This is a genomic window from Hypericibacter adhaerens (assembly GCF_008728835.1).
Lineage (GTDB): Bacteria > Pseudomonadota > Alphaproteobacteria > Dongiales > Dongiaceae > Hypericibacter > Hypericibacter adhaerens.
Map to the genome: position 1 here is coordinate 702,896 of NZ_CP042582.1, position 25,729 is coordinate 728,624.

Consider the following 25,729-nt stretch of genomic DNA (forward strand, 5'->3'; position numbering starts at 1 on the left):
AAACAGAAGGGTGGGTATCCCTTCAGGGATGCTGGTCGCCGCTGGCCGGCGCCGGCCGGTCGGCGGACGGATAAGTCTCCGCCGGCTTGCGCCGCGAGAAGGTCTGGCGGATCACCACGAAGAACATCGGGATCAGGAAGATCGCGAGGAAGGTCGCGGTGACCATGCCGCCGATCACGCCGGTGCCGATCGCATGCTGGCCGGCCGATCCCGCGCCGTTGCTGACCGCGAGCGGCAGCACGCCGAGGATGAAGGCCATCGAGGTCATCAGGATCGGGCGCAGCCTGAGGCGCGCCGCTTCCAGGGCCGCTTCCACCGCCGTGCGCCCTTGCGTTTGCAGCTCGCGCGCGAACTCGACGATCAGGATGGCGTTCTTCGCCGACAGGCCGACCGTGGTCAGCAGCCCGACCTGGAAATAGACGTCGTTGGAGAGGCCGCGGCCGGTCGCGGCCAGCAGCGCGCCGACGATGCCGAGCGGCACCACCATGATGACCGAGAAGGGGATCGACCAGCTCTCATAGAGCGCCGCGAGGCTGAGGAACACCACCAGGATCGAGATGGCATAGAGCATCGGCGCCTGGGAGCCTGCCTGCCGCTCCTGGAACGAGATGCCGGTCCATTCGTAGCCGATGCCGTCGGGGAGCTGATGCGCCAGCCGCTCCATCGCGTCCATCGCCTCGCCGGTGCTGCGGCCGAGGGCGGCGCTGCCCTGGATCTCCACGGACGAAACGCCGTTATAGCGCTCGAGCTTGGGCGAGCCCGAGCTCCATTTGGCGCTGGCGAAGGAGGAGAAGGGCACCATCGTCCCGTTGATGTTGCGCACATACCAGCGGTTGATGTCCTCCGGATTCATCCGGAAGGGCGCGTCGGACTGGACATAGACCCGCTTGATGCGGTTGTCGATGTCGAGGAAGTTGTTCACGTAGGACGAGGCCCAGGCGATCGAGAAGGTCTGGTCGATCGCCGTCAGCGTGACGCCCAAGGCACTCGCCTTCTCGCGATCGATCTCGACGCTGAACTGGGGCTGGTCGTCGAGGCCGTTGGGACGGACCAGCGTCAGGACCGGGTCCTTGTTCGCCGCGGCCAGGAGCTGGTTGCGGGCGGCCATCAGCGCGTTGTGGCCGAGGCCCGCGATGTCCTCGAGCTCGAAGTCGAAGCCCGAGGCGGTGCCCAGCGCCGGGATCGGCGGCAGGTTGATCGGGATCACGACCGCGTATTTGTAGGCCGCGAAGGCCTTGGCGAGGCGCTGGATGATGGCCTGGACCTTCTGCTGGGTCTCCTGGCGGTCGCCCCAGTCCTTGAGCCGCGCGAAGACGAGGCCGGAATTCTGGCCGCGGCCGGCAAAGCTGAAGCCCACGATCTCGAAATCCGATTCGACGAGATCCTTCTCCTGCGTGAAGAGATAGTTGTGGACGTCGTCCAGCACCTTCTGCGTGCGCTGCAGCGTCGTTCCGGGCGGCGTCTGCACCTGGACCAGGAGCGAGCCCTGGTCCTCGTCCGGCAGGAACGAGGTCGGCATGCGCAGGAAGAGGAAGGCCACGCCCCCCAGCAGCAGCACATAGACGAAGAGCCAGCGCAAGGGGCGCCGGATCACGCGCCGCACCCCGCCATGGTAGCGCTCGCGCCCGCAATCGAAGGCGCGGTTGAACCAGCCGAAGGGCCCGCGCTTCTGGATATGGTGGCCCTTGGGGATGGGCTTGAGGATGGTGGCGCAGAGGGCGGGCGTCAGGATCAGGGCGACGAGCACCGACAGCACCATGGCGGCGACGATCGTCAGCGAGAACTGGCGGTAGATCGCGCCCACGGCGCCGCCGGAGAAGGCCATCGGCACGAACACCGCCGAGAGCACCAGCGCCACGCCGATGAGGGCCCCGGTGATCTGGCCCATCGCCTTGCGCGTCGCCTCGCGCGGCGACAGGCCCTCCTCGGCCATCACGCGCTCGACATTCTCCACCACCACGATCGCGTCGTCGACCAGAAGGCCGATGGCGAGCACGAGGCCGAACATCGAGAGCGTGTTGATGGTGAATCCGGCCGCCGCCATGATGCCGAAGGTGCCCAGCAGCACCACCGGGACCGCGATGGTCGGGATGAAGGTCGCGCGGAAGTTCTGCAGGAAGAGATACATCACGCAGAACACCAGCACGATGCCTTCGAGCAGCGTCGTGACCACCGCCTCGATGGAGATCCGCACGAAGGGCGTGGTGTCGTAGGGGTAGCGGGCCTCGAGCCCATGCGGGAAATAGGGGGCGAGCTGCGCCACCTTCGCCCGCACCGCGGCCGCGGTCTTGAGGGCGTTGGCGCCGGTCGCGAGCTGGATGCCGAGGCCGGCCGCGGGCTGGCCGCTGTATTTGGTGTCGACGTTGTAGTTTTCGCCGCCGAGATCGATCCGCGCCACATCCTTGAGGCGCACCTGCGATCCGTCGGGATTGACCTTGAGCAGCACGTTGCCGAACTGCTCGGGCGTGCGCAGCAGGGTCGCCTCGCTGATAGTGGCGGTCAGCATCTGGCCGGCGACCGCGGGCGTGCCGCCGAGCTGGCCGGCCGCGACCTGCACGTTCTGGCCTTCGAGCGCGGCGCTCACATCGACCGGCGTCAGGTTCACCCGCGTCAGCTTGTCGGGATCGAGCCAGATGCGGATGGCGTATTGCGTGCCGAAGACGGTGACGGTGCCGACGCCGTTGATCCGGCTCACCGGGTCTTGCACATGCGAGACCAGGTAGTTGGCCAGGTCGTAGCGGTTCATGGTGCCGTCGGTCGAGACGAAGGCGATCACCATCAGGAAGCTGCTGCTGGATTTCGTCACGCTGACGCCGGCCTGCTGCACCGCCTGCGGCAGGAGCGGGGTCGCGAGCTGCAGCTTGTTCTGCACCTGCACCTGGGCGATGTCGGGGTCGGTGCCGGGGGCGAAGGTGAGGGTGATCGTCGCCGCACCCGAATTGTCGCTGTTGGACGAGATGTAGAGCAGGTTGTCGAGGCCGTTCATCTGCTGCTCGATCACCTGGGTGATCGTGGCCTCGACGGTGGCGGCCGAGGCGCCGGCATAGTTCGCGCGGACCTGCACCGAGGGCGGGGCGATGGTCGGATACTGCTCCACCGGCAGGGTGAAGATCGCGAGCGCGCCCGCCAGCATGATGACGATCGCGATCACCCAGGCGAAGATCGGGCGATCGATGAAGAAATTGGCCATGACCGGTCTCGCCCCGACCTACTGCATCTTGGGGGCGCCGGCGGGCTGGGCGGGCGCGGCGTTGGCCGTGTCGGCCGGCTGCGCCGGCTCCTCGACCGGCTTCACCACGGCGCCGGGCTGCACCTTCTGCAGCCCGGCGACGATGACGCGGTCGCCGGGATTGAGGCCGCTCTCGACGATCCAGTTGGCGCCGTAGGTGCGGCTGGCCGCGATCGCCCGGACCACCACCTTGTTGTCGCCGTCGACGATCATCACGGTCGGGTTACCCTTGGCGTCGCGGCTGACGCCGGCCTGCGGCACGAGCAGCGCGCTGTCGTTGATGCCTTCCTGCACGCGCGCGCGCACGAACATGCCCGGCAGGAGGGTGCGGTCGGGATTGGGGAAGATGGCCCGGAGCTTCACGCTGCCGGTGGTCGGATCGACGGTGATGTCGGTGAAGGCGAGCTTGCCGTCGAGCGCATAGGCCGACCCATCGTCGAGGATGAGCTGCACCTTGGCCTCGTCCGGCCCCACGCCCTGCATCTTGCCGTTGGCGAGCTCCCGGCGCATGCGCAGGAGATCGACCGTCGACTGCGTGACGTCCACATAGACCGGATCGGTCTGCTGGACGGTCGCCATCAGGGTCGCATCCGTCGCCCGCACGAAGGCGCCCTGCGTGACCTCGGAAGCGCCGATGATGCCGGTGATCGGCGAGGTCACGTCGGTATAGCCGAGATTGATCTGCGCGCTCTGCACCGCGGCCTTGCCGGCCGCGACATCGGCGACGGCCTGCCCGTTGGCCGCCACCGCGTTGTCATAATCCTGCCGGCTGGCGAAGCTGTTGCCGAGCAGCGCCTTGAGGCGCTGCACCTGGGCCTGGGTCGCGACCACGTTGGCCTGGGCCCGCTGCAGGGTGGCGTTCGCGCTGTCGAGCGTCGCCTGATAGGGCGCGGGATCGATCTTGTAGAGCCGCTGGCCTTCCGTGACCCGCGCCCCTTCCTCGAAGTCGCGGCTCAAGACGATGCCGTCCACGCGGGCGCGCACCTGGGCCACGAGGAAGGCCGAGACGCGGCCCGGCAGCTCCGTCGTGACCGTCACGCTCTGCGGCTGCAGCGTGACGACGCCGACCTCGAAGGGCGGCGGGGCCGCCGGCGCCGAGGCCTGCTCCTTGCCGCATCCCGTCAGCATCAGGGCCGTGGCCGCAACGGCGCAGAAAGCAAGTCTCAGGCGAATCCGGCCAACGGCCATGACATATCCTTTGTCTCGGTCCCGGTCTTCATCGCGACCGCGCCCACCCTTCCGGGAGAGCGGCGCCGGGACGAATTCCGTTCCGTCGATCCTGCATCGGTCGCGGGTCCATCCGGCCGCCGCTTCGGAGGGCCTGACGTGACAATCTCGTTTCGCAGCGGCGTCTCGGTTCCCTGCCAGAGCGGCCCGCCCCGCCTGCGGGCCTGTTCGGGGCCGAAGACCCCATGTCCCGCAGAAGGTCGCGACCGTTCTATCCGGCCAGAGGAAACGTGGCATCGGATTTGCTGAACCGGCGCAACGCGGGGTTGGCGTGGGAGGAAACGGTACAGTATCGTATCATTATTTCGGTCGCAAGCTTGCGGGACGGTCATGCCGAGGGGCAAGCCTAAAAAATATGCAATGAAGCCACGCCGCGCCGGGCGGCCGAGAAATTCGGAGCTGGCGCAACGGGATCAGCACATCCTCCAGGTCGCCGGCGAAACCTTCCTGCATGCCGGCTTCGACGGGACGACGATGGACGCCGTTGCGGAAACGGCGCGGATCTCCAAGCGTACCCTCTATGCGCGCTACGAGGACAAGACGGCCCTGTTCAAGGCGGTGTTGAGCGACTTGATCGCACGCTGGCTCGTGCCCATCGACCGGTTTCAGTGCGGGTCGGCCGGACTTACGGAAACCTTGCTGGAGCTGGCACGCTATCTGACGACCTTTGCGCTGACGCCGCAGTCGATCGGCGTCACCCGCATCATCATCGCCGAGGCCGAGCGCCAGCCCGAGTTCGGGCGGCTGGCGCTCGAGACTGGCCGGAAGCCCGCCGTCCGCGTGATCGCCTCGATCCTGCGACGCCACCGCGAGGAGCTGCGGCCCCTCGATCTCAACCGGGCCGCCGAGCAGTTCATGAATCTCGCGATCGACGGCCATCTGCAGCTCGCCTGCCTCGGGGTGAGATCGAGCCGGCAGCAGATCGAACGGCAGGCGCAGGCCGCGGTGGCGCTGTTCCTGGCGGGGACGCGGCGGTGATCGGCGATTGTTGTCCCCTCTCCCGGAAGACGGGGGAGGGGATCGGTAACTAACAGCCTCACACCGTCTCGATCGCCAGCGCGATGCCCTGGCCGCCGCCGATGCAGAGCGTGACGATGCCGCGCTTCAGGCCGTCGCGGCGCATCGAATGGATGAGCCGCGTCGTCAGTACGGCACCGGTGGCGCCGATCGGATGGCCATGCGCGATGGCGCCGCCCTCGACATTGACGATCGCCTCCGGCAATCCCAGCTCGCGCGTCACGGCGATGGCGATCGCGGCGAAGGCCTCGTTGATCTCGACGCGCTCGAGATCGCCGATGCTCCAGCCGGCGCGGGCGAGCGCCTGCTTCACGGCGGGGATGGGCCCGAGCCCGAAATAGCCGGGCTCGACCGCGGCGATGCCATAGGCGACGAGACGCGCCACGGGCTCGAGATGCCGCGCTTCGGCCCAGGCCTCGCTGGCGAGCAGCGTGGCGGCGGCAGCGCTGTTCAACCCCGGCGCGTTGCCGGCGGTGATGGTGCCGCCCTCGCGGAAGGCGGGCTTCAGGGCGGCCAGCTTCTCGAGCGTGGTGTCGGGCCGGTTGGCCTCGTCGGTCTCGAACAGCCTGCGGCCCTTGCGGTCCTCGAGGGCCACGGGAACGATCTCCGGCTTGAAGCGGCCGGCCTTCTGCGCCTCGGCGAAACGCTGCTGCGAGCGCAGGGCCCAGCGATCCTGCGCCTCGCGGGAGATCTCGAACCTCTTCGCCAGATCCTCGGTGTGCCAGCCCGACGCCTGGTCCGAGAAGGCGTCGTAAAGTCCGTCATGCAACATGGAGTCGATGAGCTGGCCGTCGCCCATGCGATGGCCCCAGCGTCCCTGCGGGATGAGGTAGGGCGCGCGGTCCATGTTCTCCATGCCGCCGGCGACGGCGCTGTCGATGGCCTCGAGCCAGATCTCCTGCGCCGCCGAGACGATGGCCTGGGCACCCGAGCCGCAGACGCGATTGACCGTCAGGGCGGGCACCGTCACCGGGAGCCCGGCATGGATCGCCGCCTGGCGCGCCGGGTTCATCTTGGCGCCGGCCTGCACCACCTGGCCCATCACGACGGTGTCGACGGCGCCGGGCTCGACCCGGGCCCGCTCGATCGCGGCCTTGATCGCGATGCTGCCCAGATCAGGGGCGGGGAGGCCCTTCAGGCTACCGCCGAAGCTGCCGATCGCGGTCCGGACGGGCTCGAGAAAAACGACGGAAGGACGGGTTGCCATGGCGATCATCTCCTTGTCGCGGGTCGAGGGGTTTCGTTCCGAATCAACCGGCTCTGGACCGTGACCGCCGCCATCGCGGCGCCCGGGTGCGGGCGGTCGATTGACTTAGGCGTATATGCGCCTATATTAGGCGCATATACGCATAAAGCAAGCGAGGGTTCCATGACCGCGATCCTGGTGGACGGGTATCCCAAGGCCGATCTCTGCAACTGCCTCGCCCTGCGCCAGGCGGCGCGGCATGTGACGCAGTTCTATGACCAGTTCCTGGTGCCGACCGGCCTGCGCATCAGCCAGTTCGGGATCCTCGCCAAGCTCCGGCGCATCGGCCCGATGACGATCAACGCGCTGGCGCGCGATCTGGTGCTGGATCGCACCACGCTCGGCCGCAACATCCTCCCGCTCGAGCGCGAGGGCCTGATCGAGATCAAGAAGAGCCGCACCGACCGGCGCAGCAAGGAGCTGCATCTGACCGAGCGCGGCCGCGAGCGGCTGCGCGCCGCGGTCGAGGGCTGGGTCAAGGCGCAGGAGCAGTTCGAGGCGAAGTTCGGCGATGCGCGCAGCGCGGAGCTGCGCGGGATGCTGCGCTCCATCACCGCCCAGGATCTCGGCGTCGACGGGGACGCCGAGGTCGAGATCTGACGGCTCCGGCCACGCAAACCCTCGCGGGAGACATCGTCATGACGACCGTTGTTGCCGATCGGGCCGTGGTCGCCACACCCGGCAAGGGAGGCCCGGCCAAGGGCGGGCTCAAGCGGCGGCTCCGGCGCGCTTTGCCGCTCGGCCTGGGGCTGCTGATCGCCGCCGGCGCTGCCTGGTACGGTTACGACTGGTGGCGCGAGGGTCGCTTCATCGAGACCACCGACGATGCCTATGTCGGCGGCGACGTGACGGTGATCGCGCCCAAGGTCTCGGGGCTCATCCAGCAGGTGGCGGTCACCGACAACCAGGTCGTGCATCAGGGCGACCTGCTGGTGAAGCTCGACGATCGCGACTATCGGGCGGCGCTGGCCAAGGCGGAGGCGGCCGTCGCGGCCGAGCAGGCGACGCTCGCCAATCTCGACGCCACCCGCCGCCTGCAGGAGGCGGTAATCGCGCAGACCGCGGCTGAGATCGCCGCGGTCGATGCCGAGATCGTGCGGGCCCGCGACGATCAGAGCCGCTATCAGAAACTGCTGGCCACCTCCGACGCCTCGACCCAGCGCTTCCAGCAGGCCGATGCGGATTACAAGTCGGCGGTCGCCAACGGCCAGAAGGCGCGCGCCGCCCTCGACGCCGCCCAGCGCCAGCTCGACGTGATCGAGACGCAGAAGCAGCAGGCCGAGGCGGCGCTGGCCGAGGCCGTCGCCGAGCGCGACCTCGCCGCCCTCGATGTCGGCTATACCGAGCTGCGCGCGCCCATCGACGGCGTGATCGGCAACCGCGCCGCGCGCGACGGCGCCTATGCCACGATCGGCGCGCGGCTGCTGGCCGTGGTGCCGGCGGAGGGCCTCTGGGTCGACGCCAATTTCAAGGAGAGCCAGCTCGCCCGGATGCAGCCGGGCCTGGAAGCGACCATCGAGGCGGACGTGCTGCCGGGCCGCCGGTTCCATGGCCATGTGGTGAGCCTGGCGCCGGCGACCGGCGCCACCTTCAGCGTGCTGCCGCCCGAGAACGCCACCGGCAACTTCACCAAGATCGTGCAGCGCGTGCCGGTGCGCATCCTGCTCGACGGCGACGCCTCGGTGCTGGGGCTGCTGCGCCCCGGCCTCTCGGTCACGGTCGCGGTCGATCTGCGACCCACAAACGGCAATCCGAACGACCGAGCCGCGCCGTGAGCGCCTTGTCGCGGGCGTTGGGCGGCTCCGTCACCGATCCGGCCCTTCTCCCGCTGCCGGCGAAGGTCTTCGCCTTCGCCACGATGGCCGTCGGCTTCTTCATCGCGCTTCTCGACATCCAGATCGTCTCGGCCTCGCTCGCCGATATCGGCGGCGGGCTCTCGGCCAGCCCCGACGAGGTCTCCTGGGTCCAGATCAGCTATCTGATCGCCGAGATCATCGTGATCCCGCTGTCGGGCTGGCTGTCGCGGGTGATGTCGACGCGCTGGCTCTTCAGCATCTCGGCCATCGGCTTCACGCTGACGAGCCTGCTCTGCGGCTGGGCCTGGAACATCGAGAGCATGATCGTCTTCCGCGCGGCTCAGGGTTTTCTCGGCGGCTCGATGATCCCGACGGTCTTCACCGTCGCCTTCATCTATTTCAGCGGCCATCAGCGCGTGATCGCGGCGGCCGTGATCGGTGCCTTGGCCTCGCTGGCGCCGACGCTGGGTCCCACGGTCGGCGGCTGGATCACGGACAGCTATTCCTGGCATTGGCTCTTCTTCGTCAACCTGCTGCCGGGCTTCTTCATCGCCGTGATGGTGCCGATCCTGGTCAAGGTCGACCGGCCGAACCTCTCGCTGCTCAAGGGCGCCGACTATCCGGGTATGGTGCTGATGGCGGTCTTCCTCGGCTGCATCGCCTATACGCTGGAGGAGGGGCCGCGCTGGAACTGGTTCGAGGACGACACCATCCGCACCACCGCCTGGACCGCGGCGATCTCGGGCATCGCCTTCATCTGGCGCAGCCTCGTCTTCGCCAACCCGGTCGTGGATCTGCGCGCGCTCAAGAGCCGGAACTTCGCGCTGGGCTGCTTCTTCTCCTTCGTGACCGGCGTCGGTATCTTCGCCACCATCTACCTGACGCCGATCTTCCTCGCCCATGTGCGGGGCTTCAGCGCGCTGCAGATCGGGCTCGCCGTGTTCTCGACCGGCATCTTCCAGATCCTGGGGATCCCGATCTATACCTTCTGCGCCCGGCGCTTCGACCTGCGCTGGCTCATGATGGTCGGGCTCGCCGGCTTCGCCCTCTCCATGTGGAACTTCACGCCCATCACCCATGACTGGGGCTGGCGCGAGCTCCTGCTGCCGCAGGCCTTCCGCGGCTTCGCCCAGCAGTTCGCCGTGGCGCCGACCGTGACGCTCACGCTGGGCTCGCTGGCGCCCGAGCGCCTCAAGCTCGCTTCGGGCCTCTTCAACCTGATGCGCAACCTGGGCGGCGCCATCGGCATCGCCGGCTGCGCCACCATCCTCAACGACCGCACCAACCTGCATTTCCTGCGGCTGGCGGATCACCTCAACGCCGCCAACGCGGCGCTCGGTGAGCTAACGGACCGGGTCGCCGTTCTCTATACGGATGCGATGGGCGGCGACGTGGTGAGCGGCCAGACGGCAGCGCTCAAGCAGCTCTGGGCGCTGACCTATCGCGAGGCGCAGGTGCAGACCTTCGCCGACGCCTTCTGGATCATCTTTATCTGCTTCGTGATCGCGACCGCGATGGTGCCGTTGATGCGCAAGGTGGCGCCCCCGAAGGCGCCGACGGCGGATGCGCATTGAAGGCGAGGTTGACCCCTTCCCCCGCACGGTGGGGGAAGGTCAGGAAGGGGGCTGCTCGGTTTCTGATAGCGCGCAGCCTCCTCCCTCACCCTCCCCCGTAAGACGGGGGAGGGGAGATTTCTAGTTACCTCATTGGCGCGAGGGCGCCTCACGCCCCGTAGCCGATGATGCCCTTCACTTCCAGGAAGTCGTGGATGCCCCAGTCGGCATATTCGCGGCCGTTGCCGGACTGCTTGTAGCCGCCGAAGGGGGCGAAGGTGTCCCAGGCGGGATAGTTGATCTTGACCTGCCCGGCCCGGATCTGGCGCGCCACCTTGCGGGCATGGTCGATGTTCTTCGATTCCACGTTGGCCGAGAGGCCGTAGACCGTGTCGTTGGCGATCTCGATCGCCTGCGCCTCGCTGTCATAAGGCATGATCGCGATCACCGGCCCGAAGATCTCCTCGCGCGCGATCGTCATCTCGTTCTTGACGTTGCCGAACACGGTCGGCCGCACGTAATAGCCGCGATTGAGGCCCTCCGGCCGGCCGGTGCCGCCCGTCACCAGCGTGGCGCCTTCCTTGATGCCCGCCTCGATCAGCTTCTGGATCTTGCTGAACTGGATCTCGCTGACCACGGGGCCGAGGATGGTGCCCGGAGCCTTGGGATCGCCGACCTTCTGCGTCTCGGCCGTCTTCTTCGCGACGGCGAGCGCCAGGTCATGGCGGTCGCGCGGCACCAGCATGCGGGTCGGCGCGTTGCAGGACTGGCCGCTGTTGGAGAAGCAATTCTCGACGCCGCTGCGCACGGCGGCCTCGAAATCCGCGTCCGCCAGCACGATGTTGGGCGACTTGCCGCCCAGCTCCTGGCTGATGCGCTTGACCGTGTCGGCACCGGTCTTGGCGACGATGATCCCGGCGCGGGTCGAGCCGGTGAAGGAGATCATGTCGATCCCGGGATGCGCCGCCATGACCTGGCCGACCGAGGGGCCGTCGCCGTTGATCATGTTGTAGACGCCGGCCGGGACGCCCGAGGCATGGACGATCTCGGAGAAGATGACGCCGCTGATGGGCGCGATCTCCGAGGGCTTCAGGATCATGGTGCAGCCGGCCGCGATCGCCGGCGCCACCTTGCAGACGATCTGGTTGAGCGGCCAGTTCCAGGGGGTGATCAGCCCGACCACGCCGATGCCTTCGCGCAGGATGCGGGTGTTGCCGCGCTGCTCCTCGAACTCGAATTCCTCGAGCGCCTTGATCGTCGAGAGCAGGTGAATCTCCCCCGCCGTGGCCTGGGCGTTCAGCGCCCAGTCCGAAGGCGCCCCCATCTCCTCGGAGACGGCGTCGGCGATCTCCTGCTTGCGCTTGCGGTAGTTCTCGAGGATCCGCTTCAGCAGTGCCAGCCGCTCGGCCTTGCCGGTCTGGCCGAAGGAGGCGAAGGCCTTCCGCGCCACCGCGACGGCCTTGTCGACATCGGCGGAAGAGCCGATTGAGATCTTCGTGTAGGCTTCCTCGGTCGCGGGGTTGATGACGTCGAGGGTCTTGGGCGTCACCGGATCGACCCAGGCGCCGCCGATATAGAATTTTAGATGGTTGGACATGGTGTTCCTTTTGACGTGATGCGTTCGAGAGGCGAAAGGGGGCGCGGGGAATCTCGTTTGTTGTCCCTTCTCCCGCTTTCCATTCATCCTTCCCCCCTTGAGGGGGAAGGTTAGGACTTGTCCTCCGTAGCCCGAAGGGCGAAGGAGGAAGGGGGACGACGCGATATTGGATACCGAGCAGCCCCCTCCCTCGCCCTCCCCCGCGCAGCGGGGGAGGGAACAATGCTGTCAGGCCGCGCCGTAGCCGATGATGCCCTTCACCTCGAGGAAGTCGTGAATGGCCCAGTCGGCATATTCGCGGCCGTTGCCGGACTGCTTGTAGCCGCCGAAGGGGGCGAAGGTATCCCAATCCGGATAATTGATGTTGACCTGCCCGGCGCGCAGGCGGCGCGCGATCTTGCGGGCATGGGCGATGTCCTTCGACTGCACATAGGCGGCGAGGCCATAGACGGTGTCGTTGGCGATCTCCACCGCCTGGTCCTCGTTGTCATAGGACATGATGGCGATGACGGGGCCGAAGATCTCCTCGCGCGCGATCGTCATCTCGTTCTTGACGTTGCCGAACACGGTCGGCCGCACGTAATAGCCGCGGTTGAGGTCTTCCGGCCGGCCGGGCCCGCCGGTCACGAGCGTGGCGCCTTCCTTGATGCCCGCCTCGATCAGCCGCTGGATCTTGTTGTACTGGATCTCGCTGACCACGGGGCCCAGGATCGTGCCCTCGGCCTTGGGGTCGCCCACTTTCTGCGCCTCGGCGGTGAGCTTGGCGATGGCAAGCGCCTCGTCATGGCGGCCGCGTGGCACCAGCATGCGGGTGGGCGCATCGCAGGACTGGCCGGTGTTGCTGAAGCAGGATTCGACGCCCTTGCGCACGGCGGTCTCGAAATCGGCATCCGGCAGGATGATGTTGGGCGACTTGCCGCCCAGCTCCTGCGCGACGCGCTTGACCGTGTCGGCGGCGGTCTTGGCGACGATGATGCCGGCGCGGGTCGAGCCGGTGAAGGAGACCATGTCGACGCCGGGATGGCCCGCCATCACCTGGCCGACCGAGGGGCCGTCGCCGCTGACGAGATTGTAGACGCCGGCCGGAACGCCGGCCTCCTCCATCACCTCGGTGAAGATGATGCCGCTGATAGGCGCGATCTCGCTGGGCTTCAGCACCATGGTGCAGCCGGCCGCGATCGCCGGCGCCACCTTGCAGACGATCTGGTTGAGCGGCCAGTTCCAGGGCGTGATCAGCGCCGCGACGCCGATGCCTTCATAGACGATGCGCGTGCCGCCGCGCTGCTTCTCGAACTCGAAGCCTTCCAGCGCATGGATGGTGGCCTCGAGATGGACCCGGCCGGCCCAGAGCTGGGCGTCGCGGGCCCAGGCCATGGGCGCGCCCATCTCGTCCGACACGGCGCGCGCGATATCCTCGCCGCGCTTGTTGTAGACCTCGAGGATGCGGCGCAGGAGGCGGAGCCGCTCGGCCTTGCTCGTGAGCGTGAAGGCGGGGAAGGCGGCGCGGGCGGCCGCCACGGCGCGATCGACATCGGCGGCCGAGCCGACCGAGATCCTCGTGTAGGCCTCCTCGGTCGCGGGGTTGATGACGTCGAGGGTCTTGGGCGTCGCCGGGTCGACCCAGGCGCCGTTGATGAAGAACTTCAGCTCGTGAGACATGACAGGATTTCCGTTGCTGGTTCGGGTTTCGGATGTGAGAGCGGCAAAGGGTTCCGGCGGGACGCGGCCGATCGTTCGCGCGGGCCTTCGGCACGCGGCCGTTCTTCCCTGCGGCGGGCCGGACCCCGAGCCTGCCGCAGCGGGGATTCTCAGGCGGCCTCGTAGCCGCGGGACTTGCCGCCGGCGGCCGTCTGGCCGCCGAGCTCGCGGAGGAATTCCTTGTGCGTCAGCGGCCGCGAGAACATCGGATAGTTCTTCTCGACCGCCATGCGCTGCTCCTCCTGGCTCAGGGTCGCGGTGCAGTCGGTCAGGGTGACGACGTTGTAGCCCTTCTCATAGCCGGTGCGCATGGTGGATTCGACGCAGCAATTGGTGAGGAAGCCGCCGAGCGCGATGTCCGTGATGCCGCGGCTGCGCAGGATGAAATCGAGATTGGTGCTGGAAAAGCCGCAGAGGCCGCGCTTGCCTTCGGCCACGATATCCCCGGGCTGCGGCTTCAGCGCGGCGACGATCTCGGCCCCCCAGCTTCCCTTGCGGAAGGACTTGGAATCGACGACGCCCTTGAGGATGCCGTAGGGCGTCGGGCTCAGCTCGTGATAATCGTCGGTGAAGGTGATCGGCACGTAGATGATCGTGGCGCCGAGCGCGCGCGCCTTCTCCACCGTCTCGACGGTATTCGCCAGCATGTTGCTGCTCTCCATCACCGGCTTCACCGCCTGGTGGAGTGTGCCTCCCTCGCTGGTGAAGTCGTTCTGATACTCGATCAGCACCAGGGCGGTCTTCTTCGGGTCCATCGTCGCCTCCTTTTGCGGGGACTATCGGGCCGTTCCGGCGGTCGGAAGGGCGGCCGCGGTGCCGCGCCATCGATATATTGGAATGAACATAACGCCGCCGGAAACCGGCTGGCAAGGCGGCCCTCCGCCCGTTCCCGGCCGCCTCACCGCCTGCCGGTGGCGACCCAGGCGGTGGCGGCCAGGGAGCGAAGGCCGTCGGGCCTGCCCGACAAATAGGCGTCCCGGATCTTGCCCCGGATCTCCGCCAGCAATGCCGGCGGGGTGGCACGGACATAGTCGCCGACCGGCCCGGTCGCCGCCGCGATCGGCTCCCAGTAATCGGCAAAATCCGCATAATCCATGCGGATTGTCATGCTGCTGCCATGAACCTCCGTGAAGCCGGCCGCGGCCAGCGCCGCCGCGAGCGCGCCCGGCGCCAGGAGCGGGGCCGAAAGCTGCTTTGCCCGGGCGCGGCTCGCGGCGGGATCGAGCGCCGCGGCCGTGTCCCAGAAGATACGCTGGTAGACGAGCCCGCCCGCGAAATCCCACACCGCGGCGGCGACCCGACCGCCGGGCCTGACGACGCGATGAATCTCGCTCATGGCTTGAGCCGGGTTCGAGACGAAATTGAGCGCCAGCAGCGAGAGCGCGTGATCGATGCTGGCATCGGCGAAGGGCAGGGCGCAGGCATCGCCCGTGACGAAGGCGACACGGCTCTCTTGTGCCGCGGCGAAACGGACGAAGGGGAAGGCGATGTCGACGCCGATGACGGCGCGTGGCTCCGCGCGCGCCGCCAGCGCGGTCGTCAGGCTGCCCGTGCCGCAGCCGATATCGAGCACCGTCTCGCCCGCGACAAGACCGGCATGATCGAGGAACGGCTCCGCCAGACGGGGGCTCCAGCGGCCCATCAAGCGCTCATAAGCGCCGGGATCGGAGGCGGTGTAGCGCGATGCCATCTTCGCGGGCCCTCTCCCCGCCGCTATAGTTGAAGGAATACAGCGAGCCCCGGGCAATGGCTGGTGACGATGGGCACTAGGATAAGACGGTACAAGCTGTCCGCCATCACGTTGCTTGCGCTCACCATGCTATGGCTGGCCCCGCCAGCCTGGGCCCGTACCATAACAGACGCGGCCGGGCGGACCGTCGAGATTCCCGATCTTATCGCGCGTGTCCTGCCGGCCGGGCCGCCGGCGGCGCTGCTGCTCTTCACGCTGGCGCCGCGGAAGATGCTGGGCTGGGCGCACAAGCCGCATGACGACGCGCTGGCGCTGCTCGATCCCGCGGCCGCGCAACTGCCGGAGCTGGGTGCCTTGACCCATGGCGACGAGATCGATTCCGGCCTCATCCGGCGCCAGAAGCCCGATCTCATCCTCGATATCGGCACCGTCTCGCCGCGCTATCGCGACCTGGCCGACCGCGTGCAGAAGGAGACGGGCGTGCCCTATCTCCTGCTGGATGGCAGCCTCGCCCGTACGCCCGGGCTCTATCGCCAGCTCGGGGAGATCCTCGACGAGACCGCGACGGCCGACCGGCTCGCGGCGGAAGCGGATCGCATTCTCGCGCAGACGCGGCAGGCCGTCGCCGCGTCTTCGGTGCCGCGCCCGAGCGCCTATTACGGGCGCAACGAGAACGGGCTCGCCGCCGTCGGCCCCGCTTCCATCAGCGCCGAGCCCCTGGCCCTGCTGGGCCTCGCCAATGTCGTGCCGGCCGATCAGCCGCGAGGCGATATCGAGGCCTCGACGCTGCTCGCCTGGAATCCGGCGCTGGTTCTCACCATGAGCGAGAGCTTCGCCCTGCGGCTGCGCACCGACGCGGCCTTCGCCTCGCTGGCGGCGGTCGAGGACCAGCGCGTCCTGCTGCTGCCCAAGCTGCCGTTCGGCTGGATCGACGAGCCGCCCTCGGTCAATCGCCTGCTGGGCCTGCTCTGGCTGGGCCACAAGCTCCACCCGGCGGGCTTCACCGACGATCTGCGGACGTCGGTGCGCTCGTTCTTCCACGATTTCTACCGCCGCGACCTGTCCGAAGCCGAACTCGACCGGATCCTGCAACCCTGACGCAAGAGGAGAGGCATCATGAAGATGAGTCCGCGTAACCGCTTCGCCGGCACGATCACCCAGCTCAAGAAGGGCGCCGTGATGGCGCAGGTCACGGTCGATATCGGCGGCGGCAACACCGTCACCTCCGCGATCTTCGTCGACAGCGCCGAGGATCTGGGGCTCAAGACCGGCGACAAGGTCCTGGCGGTGATCAAGTCGACCGACGTGATGATCTTCAAGGAATAGGGGCGGGCGGCCTGACGCGGGTCACGCGGGCGGCGCTTCGGCCTCGACCGGCAGCTCGCCGCGCAAACCCGCGACGAAGGAAGCGAGGCTGGCGCTGCGCAGCGGCCGGTAGGGCTTGGCCGCGTTGCGGCAGAGCCGCTTGATGGTCGCGACCGCGCCGTGGCTGACGCAGTCGACCGGGAACATCACCATGTCGGCGCGGCTGATCAGGCCCGCCAGCAGCGCGATCTGATCCTCGACGCCGCCGTCGTGATGCAGCAGCGTGGCGTGCCACTGCTCGGCGGCCCGCCGGAAATGCGGCGTCTGCACCGCACGGCCGCCGACATAGAGGATCGAGCGGCCGCCGAGATCGATCGGCTCGGGATCCTCCGCGCCATCGCCGCTGGCCGCGGCCAGGGCCGCTTCGGTCGCCCCGACCTCGGCCTGGAGCGCGCGTTCGCGGCGTTCCAGGTCGTGCCGGGCGGCGGTCGCCTCGGCGAGCGCCGTCTCGGCGACGCCGAGACGGGCCTCCGCCCGCTCGCGGCGCCGGGATTCGGCCGAGAGCCGATGCTCCAGATCGGCGAGGGTCCGGCCCAGCGTCGCCTGCTCCGACGCGCTGCCGGCCGATCCGCCGGCGGGCTCGGCCGTGCCCTTGGCGAGGGCCTCGACCAGGAGCTGGCGCAGGTTCCGGATCTCGGCGTCGCGGGCCAGGATCGCGTCGCGAAGCTGGTCCTGCTGGCGCGCCGCCTTGCTCTGGAGCGCGGCATTCTCGCTTTCGAGCTGGCGCAGCCGGCGGATATCGGCGCGGTTCGCGGCCCCCACCAGATGCGAGAGCATATGCACATCGCCGAAGACGCGGCGGATCAGCGTGTCCTTCGCCTGCGGATGGGTCAGGGCCGCCCAATAGGCACCCGGGATCTCGCCCTGTTCCACCGCCTGTTCCCAGAGCTGGTGCAGCTCCGGCTCCGTCTTGGCGCGGGCGAAGCGCTTGATGGCGAGGCCGTGGCGGCGGTCGAGCGCCTTGTTCAGCAACTTGGCGGCGCCGTCATGGCGACCGGCCGCATGGACCGCCTCGCTGTGAAGCTCGTGATCGGTGGCGGTCGAGACCGGCGTCATCTGCGCCTTGATCAGGATCTGGCGCAGCTCGGCGGTCGACAGGCAGGTGCCGATGATCGAGCAGTGAAGATAGCCCGAGAGCTCCCAGAGACGCCGACGACGCGGCGCCTGGTCCATGCCCAGCGCCTCGCGCAGGCCGGCGTGAGGGTCGGGTGTCCGCAGGATGAGATTGGATGCCGCCGCGCCGCCGAAGGCCGGCGAGCGCTGGAGGGGGCCGAAGACGGTGGCTTCTCGAAGGCGGCTCATGCAGGGGTGATGTCGTTGCCGGAAATGAAGCGGATATCCGTCACGCCGGCGGTCCGGATGCGGCGGCGGTCCGCCGCATCCGGTGCCGGGCGCCTGGGCGTCAGAGCTTGACGGTGATGGCCTTGGTCTCGGTGTAGTTGTTCAGTACTTCGCTGCCCATCTCGCGACCCCAGCCCGACTGCTTGTAGCCGCCGAAGGGGAGCGAGGCGTCGAACACGTTGTGGCAGTTCACCCACACGGTGCCCGAGCGGATCAGGCTCGCCATCTTGTGGGCTTTGCCGATGTCCTTGGTCCAGACGCTGGCGGCGAGGCCGTAGAGCGTGTCGTTGGCCTGCTTCGCCATCTTCTCGAGATCCTCGTCGCCGAAGGGCTCGGCGCAGACGACCGGTCCGAAGATCTCCTCCCGCACGATCTTCATGTCGCGGGTGGTGTTGGTGAAGACCGTCGGCTCGACGAAATAGCCGTTATTGTCGCCGGTCTTGTGGCCGCCGACCGCCGCCTTGGCCCCTTCCTTGAGCCCGGCATCCATATAGCCGGTGACGCGCTGGAACTGCTCCTCGGAGACCAGCGGGCCCATATTGGTCTTGGGATCGAGCCCTTCGCCGACCTTGATCTTCTTGGCTTCGTTCACGATACCGTCCAGCACCTTGTCGAACACCTTCTTGTGGGCGTAGAGGCGCGAGCCGGCGCAGCAGCATTGGCCGTGGTTGAAGAAGATGGCGCTGGCCGTGCCCGGGATCGCCGCGTCGATGTCGGCGTCGGGGAACACGATCGCCGGCGACTTGCCGCCGAGCTCGAGCGAGACCTTCTTGAGATTGCCGGCCGCCGCCTTGACGATCAGCTTGCCGACCTCGGTCGAGCCGGTGAAAGCCACCTTGTCGACGGCGTCATGCGCCGCGAGCGCGGCACCGGCGGTCTCGCCATAGCCGGCGAGGATATTGACGACGCCGTTGGGGAAGCCCGCCTCCTGGATCAGCTCGCCCAGGCGCAGCGCGCTGAGCGGGGTCTGCTCCGCGACCTTGAGCACGATCGTGCAGCCCGCCGCGAGCGCCGGCCCCAGCTTCCAGGCGGCCATCAGCAGCGGGAAGTTCCAGGGGATGATCTGCCCGACCACGCCGACCGGCTCGCGCTGCGTATAGGAGAGGTATTCGTTCGGCACCGACCAGGGCAGGGTGGAGCCGGGGATCTTGGTGGCCCAGCCGCCCATATAGCGGAACATGTCGACCGTGAGCGGCACGTCCGCCACGCGCGCGACCGTCACCGGCTTGCCGTTGTCGATGGATTCGAGCTCGGCGAACTCCTCGAGATGCTGCTCGATGAGATCGGCCAGCTTCCACATGAGGCGCCCGCGCTGCGAGCCCGTCATCTTGCGCCAGGGACCTTCGTCGAAGGCCTTGCGCGCGGCCTTCACCGCCTCGTCGACATCCGCCTTGTCGGCCTCGGCGACCTGCGCCAGGAGCGTGCCCGTCGCCGGGTTGTAGACCGGGAAGAGCTTGCCCGATTTGGCGGCCACCCATTCGCCGTTGATCAGGAGCTTGTGGCGGCGCGACAGGAAATCTGCAGTCGGCTTGCTCAGCCGATTGTCGAGCGCAATCGTATCCATCGTCTCCTCCGTTCAGGGTTTACGGTCAGCGATGTGGTCAATTGACTATATCGATGCGTTATAGTCGTCTGAATAGATCGCTTGGTCAATGCGGCGGAATCCTGCTATCCGAAGGGCCTCGCAAACCCGAGGAAGGCCCGGCGGAGAGGATGGCCAAACCCCGACAACCAAACGATTCCGTGCGGAGCCTGGCGGAGGCGCTGGCGCTTCTCCTGCCCGATGTCGAGGTGACGATCCGGTCCGAATGGGTGCCGCTCGCCCGCGCGCGCGACCGCATCCTGTCGACGCCGCTCCTGGCCCCCGCCGATCTGCCGCCTTGCGACAACGCCGCCATGGACGGCTATGCGGTGCGAACCGCCGATCTTGCTGCACATGCGAAGAGCGGCTTTCGGATCGTCGGGCGCGCCGCGGCCGGCCATCCCTTCGAGGGCGGGCCCGGTGAAGGCGAGGCTGTCCAGATTTTCACCGGTGCGCCGATGCCGGCCGGCACCGACATGGTCATCATGCAGGAGGCCTGCCTGTCCGACGGCCAGTCGCTGCGCCTCGTCGGCGAGGCCAAGCCCGGCGCGCATTGCCGGCGGCAGGGCGAGGATGTGCGGCGCGGATCGACCATATTCCCGGCCGGGCGGCGGCTGCGCGCGATCGATATCGCGCTCGCGGCGGCCTTGGGATTCCACGAGCTCACGGTGTTCAACCGGCTGCGGGTGGCGCTGTTCTCGACCGGCGACGAGCTGCGCGAGCCGGGGGCGCCGCTGGGCCCCGGCCAGATCTGGGATGCCAACCGCCCGCTGCTGCGCGCCCTTCTCGAGGAGCTGGGTTTCGAGACCGTCGATCTCGGCATCATCCCCGACGATCCGGTGGCGCTCGACCGGCGTCTCTCCGACGCGGCCCACAGCCACGATTTCATCGTGACCTCGGGCGGCATGTCCGTGGGCTCGGAGGACTATATGCGCCGCGTCATCCGGGAACGCGGCGCGCTGGAGATGTGGCGCCTGGCGATCAAGCCCGGCAAGCCGGTCGGGTTCGGCGACATCGACACCTGCCCGATCCTGGCGCTGCCGGGCAATCCGGTGGCGGCGCTGGTGACCTTCCTCATGTTCGGCCGGCCGATCCTGCTGCGCTTCGCCGGCGCCGGCGCCGAGACTTTGCCCGTGCTCCGCGTCGCGGCCGGCTTCGACTATCGCAAGAAGGCGGGCCGGCGCGATTTCCTCTTCGGCACCGTCACGCCCGATGGCGAGGGCATCAGCCGCGCCGTGCCGACGCCCAAGCAGGGTTCCGCCATGCTCTCGCCGCTTGTCGGCATGCAGGGCTTCATCGCGCTCGAGGAGGCGCGCGAAGAGGTGAAGCCGGGCGAGCCCGTGGACTTCATCCCGATCGGGCCGGTGGCGAGCTAGAGTCCGGACCGGTGATGCGGCCGCGACGCGATCGGCGTCATTTCGGTTTCGATGCGGGGTAGGGCAATCGCGAGACGTGGCGGTGGTAGAGCGTCGCGATGCCGAAGATGATCAGCGTTCCGGCCAGCACCGGCGCCAGCAGGAACGGCCAGGCGGCCTGGGTCGAGATGATGACGATGGGATCGGCGCCGGCCGGCGGATGAACGGTTTCGGACAGCACCATCAGCAGGATGGCCAGGGCCACCCCGAGGCCCAGCGCCCAGGGGCCGTCGCCGAGCGCGGCCAGGATCACGAGCCCCGCGAGGGACGAGAGCAGATGGCCGCCGATCAGGTTGCGCGGCTGGGCGAGCGGGCTTGCGGGCACGGCGAAGACCAGCACGCAGCTCGCGCCGAAGGGCGCGATCAGAAGAAGGGTATGAAGATGGTCGGTCAGCTGCGCCAGCGCCGCGATGGCGATGAACCCGCCGAGCGCCGCGAGGGCGGCCTGGCGCCAGGGCCGCGAGCGCAGGAGAGCCACGACAGGGGCCCGCCACAGATCGAGCCGGGTGCTGCGGGCCTGGTCTTCCGGCGACGGCATGGGAATTGGGAATGATGGGGATGAACGAGGGAACGGGCGGGAAGGCCGCGAGGCCGGACGGACAACCCGGCCTCGCGGTGCCTTGCGTCAGGCCTTGGTCTTGAACTTGGCCGCTTCCTCGGAGCCCGAGGTCGCGTTGCCGGCGCTGTAGGAATGGGCGCCGGTGCCGGCGAGCTTGCCGCCGGAGACGATCAGATACTCGTTGCGGATCGGCCGCTTCTCGAACCAGCATTCGAGGATCTCGCGCACGCCGGCCGCGTAACGCGTCTGCGCGGAGAGCGAGGTGCCGGAGATATGCGGCGTCATGCCGTGATGGGGCATGGTCCGCCAGGGATGATCCTTCGGCGCCGGCTGCGGGAACCAGACGTCGCCGGCATAGCCCGCGAGCTGTCCCGTCTCGAGCGCGCGCGCGACCGCATCGCGGTTGCAGATCTTGCCGCGTGCCGTGTTGATGAGGTAGGCGCCGCGCTTCATCTTGGCGATCAGCGTCTCGTTGAAGAGATTCTCGGTCTCCGGATGGAGCGGCGCGTTGATGGTGACCACGTCGCAGACCTTCACCATGGCCTCCGCGTTCGGATGCCAGGTGAGATTGAGTTCCCTTTCGACCTCGGCCGGCAGGCGATGGCGGTCGGTATAATGGAGCTTGACCTCGAAGGGCTTGAGCCGGCGCAGCACGGCGAGGCCGATGCGGCCGGCCGCGACGGTGCCGACATGCATTCCCTCGAGATCGTAGGAGCGGGCGGCGCAATCGGCGATGTTCCAGCCGCCCTTCACCACCCACTGGTAGGAGGGGATGTAGTTGCGGACCAACCCCAGGATCATCATCACCACATGCTCGGAGACGCTGATCGAGTTGCAGTAGGTGACCTCGGCGACCGTCATGCCGCGATCCATCGCCGCCTGCAGGTCGACATGGTCCGAGCCGATGCCGGCGGTGACGGCGAGCTTCAGGTTCTTCGCCTTGGCGATCCGCTCGGCCGTCAGATAGGCCGGCCAGAAGGGCTGGGAGATGACGATCTCGGCATCGGCCAGCTCACGCTCGAAGCGCGAATCCGGCCCGTCCTTGTCCGAGGTCACGACGAACTTGTGGCCCTGGCTTTCGAGATACTTCCGCAGGCCCAGCTCGCCCGAGACGCTGCCCAGGAGGGCGCCGGGCGCGAAGTCGATGGCCTTGGGCGTGGGGAGTGTCTGGCCGTCCGGATATTTCTCGATCTTGGGAAGGCCATCGCGGGGATAGGACTTCGGATATCCGTCGACCGGATCATCATAGAGAACGCAAACGACCTTCGACATGGGAGCGCTCCTTTCGGTGCAAGCGGCTGGTGGGGAGGACCGGGGTCGGTCCCGGGTGCCGTTGAAAAACGGCCGCCAGCTTTGCGTCGCGCTTCGTCCGCGATCAAATGAATGTGTTTAAAGGCCTCATAGAGAATCCCTATCAAGTCTCGCGGCCCATCGCCCGCGCCAGCTCGCGCTCGAAATCGACGCCGGTGACGGCCGCCACCAGCGCGCTCGTCATCGGCGACAGCGGATCGCGGTCGGACAGCACCAGCCCGATCGCCTGGCTGTGAACGGGCTCGACCAGGTCGAGCTTCAGCAGATCGGGCGTGTCGCCGATGATGAAGGAGAAGATATGCGGCACGATGCTCGACCAGCCGCCCTGGCGGAGATGGGAGAGGATGTTGAGGAACGAGTTGCCGGTGATGGTGGGATCGATCGGAACGCCGGTGGATTCGACAATCTTGTTGATGATGCGCCGGTTCTGCATGTCTTCGCTGAGGAGGCACAGGCGCTCGCCGGCGGCTTCCTTCCAGGTGATCGTCGATCTTCCCTCGTGGCGGCCGCCGCGGCGGGTCACGAAGATGTAGCGCTCGAGATAGAGCGGGACCGTGCGGGCATGCTCGAGCGGCTCGTTGTCGAGATAGGTCAGCCCGGCATCGATCTCGAAGGCGTTGAGCCCGCGCTGGATGTCGCGCGAGTTCATCGATTGCACGCTGACCTTGGCCGCGGGATGGGCGCTGCAGAAGGGCTCCGTCACGAACGCCACCGACGCCATGGCGGCCGGGATCACGCCCAGCCGCAAGGTTCCCTCGAGCCCCTTCTTGAGGCCGCCGAGATCGACACGCAGGCTGTCATAGTCGGCCAGGATCTGCTGCGCCCAGGCCAGCACATGCTCGCCTTCATGCGTCAGCCCCACATAGCGGTGGCTGCGCACCACCAGGCGGGCCTCGAGATCGGCCTCGAGCTTCTGGATCGCGACGGTCAGGGTCGGCTGCGTGACGTTGCAGACGGCCGCGGCCCGGGCGAAATGCCGCTCACGCGCCAGGGCCACGAAATAAGAGAGGTGCCGAATCATCATTGGGCATCACACCGTTCCCGATGAAGCTCATGCCTGGGCGGCGCGGGACCGCGCCTGAAGGATCGGCGATGCGCTCCGGATCGCCGGCCCGGTTCGATCCATCGGCAGGGAGAAGTTCTTTCTCCCGAGAACCTGCCAGCGGGGCCGGCCGGGCCGCTCACCATCTATCACGAATCCGTTATATCCTATTAAATATAACGGTCTACACCGGATCGTGAGCAACGTTCCGGCCGGTCCGAACCTACTTATCGAGGAGCCGCCGTTTCCCGCTCCGCCGGCGGCCGCTTGTTTGCCCCGAGGTGATGCCCGCTCATGTTTTTCGTCCTGTCCTATCTCGCCGGCGCCTTGACCATCGTCAGCCCCTGCATTCTCCCGGTCCTGCCTTTCGTCTTCGCCAGCGGTACGCGCCCGTTCCGCCGCGGCGGCCTGCCGCTGCTGATCGGGTTGGCCGCGACCTTCGCGCTGGTCGGCTCGGTCGCGACGCTGGGCGGCAACTGGCTTACCCAGGCGAACGAAGCGGGCCGGTGGCTGGCCCTGAGCCTGCTGGCGCTGTTCGGCCTGATGCTGCTGTCGAGCGGTCTCGCCGAGCGCGCGATGCAGCCGCTCGTGCGGCTGGGCGAGAAGCTGGCGGCGAAAGCGGGTGAGGGCGGCGGCTTCGCCGGCTCCTTCGTTCTCGGCATCGCCACGGGGCTGCTCTGGGCGCCCTGCGCGGGGCCGGTGCTGGGCCTGATCCTGACGGGTGCCGCGCTCAGCGGCGCCAATGCGCGAACCGTGCTCCTGCTGCTCGCCTATGCCGCCGGTGCCGCGACCTCACTGGCCGTGGCCCTTCTCGCCGGCAGCCGGGTCTTCACCTGGCTCAAGCGCTATCTGGGCGCCGATCGCTGGGTCAGGCGCGGTCTCGGTGTCGCCGTGCTGCTCGGTGTCGCCATCATCGCGACCGGCATGGATCGCGGCCTGCTCACCCGCTACTCGGCGGCCAATACCGACGCCATCGAGCAGTGGCTGATCGCCCGGCTCCCCACCGGCCAGGCGCCGGCCGCCATGACGGGATCGGGCAGCATGACCGGCAGCACCGGCATGACGGGCACGGGTATCGGTACGGGGGAGCCGACGGATTCCGATCTGCTCCAGTTCGCGGGCGCCGTGAGCTGGCTGAATTCGGCGCCGCTCGACGCCGCCGCGCTCAAGGGCAAGGTGGTGGTGGTCGATTTCTGGACCTATTCCTGCATCAACTGCCTGCGCTCGATCCCCTACACCGAGGCCTGGGCCCGGAAATATGCGGATCAGGGGCTGGTGGTGATCGGCGTCCATTCGCCCGAGTTCGCCTTCGAGCGCGATCCCGACAATGTGAAGCGCGCGATCCGGGATCTGGGCATCACCTATCCGGTCGCGATCGACAACGACTATGCGATCTGGCGGGCGTTCCAGAACCAGTATTGGCCGGCGCACTATTTCTTCGACGCGACCGGCCGGATTCGCTACCAGCATTTCGGCGAAGGCAAATACGAGCAGTCGGAAGGCGTGATCCAGGGTCTGCTTGCCGAGCGCAACGGCGCCAAGCCGGCCGTCGGCTTCGTCCAGGTGAACGCCACCGGCAGCCAGGCGGCTTCCGACGAAACCGACCTGCAATCGCCGGAGACTTATATCGGCTATCGCCGGACCAGCGATCAGTTCGCCTCGGCCGGCGGCCTGAAGCCCGATGAGGCGGTGCTCTATGCGGCGCCGGGCGATCTGCCGCTGAACGATTGGGCCTTGGCCGGCAACTGGACCGTCAAGCCCGAGCAGGCCACGCTGAACGAGCCTTCGGGCCGCCTCCTCTTCAAGTTCCATGCGCGCGATCTGCATCTGGTCCTGGGACCCTCGGTGCCGGGTCAGGCGATCCGGTTCCGCGTCACCATCGACGGCGCGCCGCCCGGCGAGGATCGCGGCGCCGACATCGCGGCCGACGGCACCGGCATGATCGACGGGCAGCGGCTTTATCAGCTCGTCCGGCAAAGCGGCGCGGTGCGTGACCGGCTGTTCGAGATCGAGTTCCTGGATCCCGGCGCCCAGGCCTATGCCTTCACCTTCGGTTGACGC

Annotated in this window: 20 protein-coding genes; 8 read left to right on the plus strand and 12 right to left on the minus strand. The window is 67.9% G+C overall.

What is annotated here, in order from left to right; translation table 11 throughout:
* Window positions 1-22: 22 nt before the first annotated feature.
* Both FRZ61_RS03140 and FRZ61_RS03145 read right to left on the minus strand, forming a co-directional pair.
* A complete protein-coding gene (locus FRZ61_RS03140; protein ID WP_151114934.1) occupies window positions 23-3,190 on the minus strand; it encodes an efflux RND transporter permease subunit in 3,168 nt (1,055 codons plus the stop codon).
* An 18-nt stretch (window positions 3,191-3,208) separates the two neighbouring features.
* A complete protein-coding gene (locus FRZ61_RS03145) occupies window positions 3,209-4,417 on the minus strand; it encodes an efflux RND transporter periplasmic adaptor subunit (RefSeq protein WP_151114935.1) in 1,209 nt (402 codons plus the stop codon).
* 399 nt (window positions 4,418-4,816) lie between these two features.
* Here FRZ61_RS03145 and FRZ61_RS03150 point away from each other — a divergent pair, with 399 nt between their 5' ends.
* Window positions 4,817-5,434, plus strand: a complete 618-nt coding sequence (locus FRZ61_RS03150) for a TetR/AcrR family transcriptional regulator C-terminal domain-containing protein (RefSeq protein ID WP_191909272.1) — start codon at window positions 4,817-4,819, stop codon at window positions 5,432-5,434.
* A 58-nt stretch (window positions 5,435-5,492) separates the two neighbouring features.
* On the opposite strand, the gene FRZ61_RS03155 is transcribed toward FRZ61_RS03150, so the two are convergent.
* Complete coding sequence (locus FRZ61_RS03155; protein ID WP_151114937.1) at window positions 5,493-6,680, minus strand: acetyl-CoA C-acetyltransferase; 1,188 nt, start codon at window positions 6,678-6,680, stop codon at window positions 5,493-5,495.
* Between the two features lie 162 nt (window positions 6,681-6,842).
* Between FRZ61_RS03155 and FRZ61_RS03160 the strand changes: the two genes are divergently transcribed.
* The 3 genes from FRZ61_RS03160 to FRZ61_RS03170 are packed head-to-tail and all read left to right on the plus strand — an operon-like array spanning window position 6,843 to window position 10,089.
* Complete coding sequence (locus FRZ61_RS03160) at window positions 6,843-7,319, plus strand: MarR family winged helix-turn-helix transcriptional regulator (RefSeq protein ID WP_151114938.1); 477 nt, start codon at window positions 6,843-6,845, stop codon at window positions 7,317-7,319.
* Between the two features lie 38 nt (window positions 7,320-7,357).
* Window positions 7,358-8,494, plus strand: a complete 1,137-nt coding sequence (locus FRZ61_RS03165) for an HlyD family secretion protein (protein WP_151114939.1) — start codon at window positions 7,358-7,360, stop codon at window positions 8,492-8,494.
* Window positions 8,491-10,089: a DHA2 family efflux MFS transporter permease subunit gene (locus tag FRZ61_RS03170; protein ID WP_225309086.1), complete on the plus strand. Its 1,599-nt coding sequence runs from the start codon at window positions 8,491-8,493 to the stop codon at window positions 10,087-10,089. The genes FRZ61_RS03165 and FRZ61_RS03170 overlap by 4 nt, the downstream gene beginning before the upstream one ends.
* Before the next feature lie 148 nt (window positions 10,090-10,237).
* Here the strand turns inward: FRZ61_RS03170 and FRZ61_RS03175 are convergent, their stop codons facing one another.
* The 4 genes from FRZ61_RS03175 to FRZ61_RS03190 form a co-directional block, all read right to left on the minus strand.
* Entirely contained in the window at window positions 10,238-11,665 is a 1,428-nt protein-coding gene (locus FRZ61_RS03175; protein WP_151114940.1) for an aldehyde dehydrogenase family protein, read from the minus strand.
* A gap of 228 nt (window positions 11,666-11,893) precedes the next feature.
* On the minus strand, window positions 11,894-13,324 hold the full coding sequence (locus tag FRZ61_RS03180; RefSeq protein ID WP_151114941.1) for an aldehyde dehydrogenase family protein: 1,431 nt from the start codon (window positions 13,322-13,324) through the stop codon (window positions 11,894-11,896).
* Between the two features lie 149 nt (window positions 13,325-13,473).
* Window positions 13,474-14,118 carry a cysteine hydrolase family protein gene (locus FRZ61_RS03185; RefSeq protein ID WP_151114942.1) on the minus strand — a complete coding sequence of 215 codons (645 nt, stop codon included), beginning with the start codon at window positions 14,116-14,118 and terminating at the stop codon, window positions 13,474-13,476.
* 143 nt (window positions 14,119-14,261) lie between these two features.
* Window positions 14,262-15,053 (minus strand): class I SAM-dependent methyltransferase, encoded by a 792-nt coding sequence (locus FRZ61_RS03190; RefSeq protein ID WP_151114943.1) that lies wholly within the window; start codon window positions 15,051-15,053, stop codon window positions 14,262-14,264.
* Between the two features lie 69 nt (window positions 15,054-15,122).
* Between FRZ61_RS03190 and FRZ61_RS03195 the strand changes: the two genes are divergently transcribed.
* Both FRZ61_RS03195 and FRZ61_RS03200 read left to right on the plus strand, forming a co-directional pair.
* Window positions 15,123-16,151, plus strand: coding sequence for an ABC transporter substrate-binding protein (locus tag FRZ61_RS03195; RefSeq protein WP_225309234.1), 1,029 nt, complete (start codon window positions 15,123-15,125; stop codon window positions 16,149-16,151).
* An 18-nt stretch (window positions 16,152-16,169) separates the two neighbouring features.
* Window positions 16,170-16,379 carry a TOBE domain-containing protein gene (locus tag FRZ61_RS03200; protein WP_151114945.1) on the plus strand — a complete coding sequence of 70 codons (210 nt, stop codon included), beginning with the start codon at window positions 16,170-16,172 and terminating at the stop codon, window positions 16,377-16,379.
* A 21-nt stretch (window positions 16,380-16,400) separates the two neighbouring features.
* On the opposite strand, the gene FRZ61_RS03205 is transcribed toward FRZ61_RS03200, so the two are convergent.
* Entirely contained in the window at window positions 16,401-17,720 is a 1,320-nt protein-coding gene (locus tag FRZ61_RS03205; RefSeq protein WP_151114946.1) for a DUF2325 domain-containing protein, read from the minus strand.
* 100 nt (window positions 17,721-17,820) lie between these two features.
* Window positions 17,821-19,323 (minus strand): aldehyde dehydrogenase family protein, encoded by a 1,503-nt coding sequence (locus tag FRZ61_RS03210; RefSeq protein WP_151114947.1) that lies wholly within the window; start codon window positions 19,321-19,323, stop codon window positions 17,821-17,823.
* Window positions 19,324-19,472: 149 nt separating this feature from the next.
* On the opposite strand from FRZ61_RS03210, the gene FRZ61_RS03215 reads away from it, so the two are divergent.
* Entirely contained in the window at window positions 19,473-20,717 is a 1,245-nt protein-coding gene (locus FRZ61_RS03215; RefSeq protein WP_191909273.1) for a molybdopterin molybdotransferase MoeA, read from the plus strand.
* Between the two features lie 37 nt (window positions 20,718-20,754).
* Here FRZ61_RS03215 and FRZ61_RS03220 read toward each other — a convergent pair whose 3' ends face one another.
* From FRZ61_RS03220 to FRZ61_RS03230, 3 genes are all read right to left on the minus strand, one after another.
* Window positions 20,755-21,294, minus strand: coding sequence for an HPP family protein (locus FRZ61_RS03220; protein WP_151114949.1), 540 nt, complete (start codon window positions 21,292-21,294; stop codon window positions 20,755-20,757).
* An 87-nt stretch (window positions 21,295-21,381) separates the two neighbouring features.
* A complete protein-coding gene (locus FRZ61_RS03225; RefSeq protein ID WP_151114950.1) occupies window positions 21,382-22,587 on the minus strand; it encodes an NAD-dependent formate dehydrogenase in 1,206 nt (401 codons plus the stop codon).
* 142 nt (window positions 22,588-22,729) lie between these two features.
* Window positions 22,730-23,650, minus strand: a complete 921-nt coding sequence (locus FRZ61_RS03230; RefSeq protein WP_151114951.1) for a LysR family transcriptional regulator — start codon at window positions 23,648-23,650, stop codon at window positions 22,730-22,732.
* Between the two features lie 312 nt (window positions 23,651-23,962).
* Here FRZ61_RS03230 and FRZ61_RS03235 point away from each other — a divergent pair, with 312 nt between their 5' ends.
* The gene (locus FRZ61_RS03235) at window positions 23,963-25,726 is read left to right on the plus strand and encodes a cytochrome c biogenesis protein DipZ (RefSeq protein ID WP_151114952.1); all 1,764 of its coding nucleotides are present in this window, start codon (window positions 23,963-23,965) and stop codon (window positions 25,724-25,726) included.
* Window positions 25,727-25,729 lie beyond the last annotated feature (3 nt).